A 1,032-nucleotide genomic window follows, 5' to 3' on the forward strand; every position below is an offset into this window, starting at 1 on the left:
CTTAAGAGTGAGAAGAAGCTCCTCCAGCTTTCAGCATTCTTCCTGCAAATTTGCTGGACTGTTGCGGAGCCGATTTCCTTTTTGAATTCTTCATAGACGATTTTCTCCGTCCTGTTGAAGTCCACTGGTTTACCCTCGAAGAATTCCTGCCTGCGAAGGTAGTTTATCTGGTTCCAAACTTTAGCCCCAATGTCAGCTAACTCGAAGAGAATTCTCTCGGTTTCTTTTGAGGGCTGGAGTTTGAGCGTTACGCTCCTCTTCGTTTCAACTCACGCTCCCATTGGGTTTCAACGTAGTGCTTCACAATCTCGTCCGTTATGTAGCCGACTGAGGCGACGAAATAGGAGCGAGACCATAACCTACCGTGTGTCGTCTTGCTCCTCAGTTCTGGAAACTCTTGGAGGAGTTTTCTGGCGGTTTTGCCTTTCAAGTGGTTCACTATTTGGGCTGGCGAGAGGTTGGGCTTTGCCTGAAGGAAGACGTGAACGTGGTCGGGCATTACTTCGAGGGCAATAACCTCGCACCCGATTTCTTCCGAGTATTCTTTGAACATTTCTTTGAGTCTCTCGACGACTTTTCCGGTGAGAATGTCTCTCCGGTATTTTGGTATCCAGACGAAATGGTAGGTGATTCGGGTTTCATTGTGAACCCCTTAATGTATGGTCTGCATTATTGCTTAAATGCTTTTCGCTTTCCTGTTTGAGGGCTGTTGGGTAGTTTACTGCATCCCCGCCCTAAAGGGCGAGGCTTTCAGAAGAAAAAGGTAAATTACCAGTGACCTGGTCACATCCCTAAACCATAGCACTATGCCAAATATAAAGCCAACTAAGAGGAGGCTCATCAAAGCCGATAGCAATACTGCAGATTTTTTGGTGTCAAGCTTCTTTGCAAGCCTTTCATGAAGAGGATGAAGAATATACGCAACCGCCAAAGCAAAGATTATCGGGGTGATAAGAGGTTCCACGGTTTTCCATACAACGAAAAGAATTATAAGAGAGACCGCAATCCAGACAATGTGTTCAGTCTTCATGG

Annotated in this window: 3 pseudogenes; all 3 read right to left on the bottom strand. The window is 46.0% G+C overall.

Annotation, left to right across the window (positions count from 1 at the left end):
* A pseudogene (locus THEPK_RS13420) lies at positions 1-212 on the bottom strand (hypothetical protein); the annotation flags it as partial.
* 35 nt (positions 213-247) lie between these two features.
* Positions 248-646 (bottom strand): annotated as a pseudogene (tnpA, locus tag THEPK_RS08075) (IS200/IS605 family transposase); the annotation flags it as partial.
* 72 nt (positions 647-718) lie between these two features.
* Positions 719-1,032, bottom strand: a pseudogene (locus THEPK_RS13425) (hypothetical protein); the annotation flags it as partial.

The sequence above is a fragment of the Thermococcus sp. PK genome (genome assembly GCF_000430485.1).
GTDB lineage: Archaea > Methanobacteriota_B > Thermococci > Thermococcales > Thermococcaceae > Thermococcus_A > Thermococcus_A bergensis.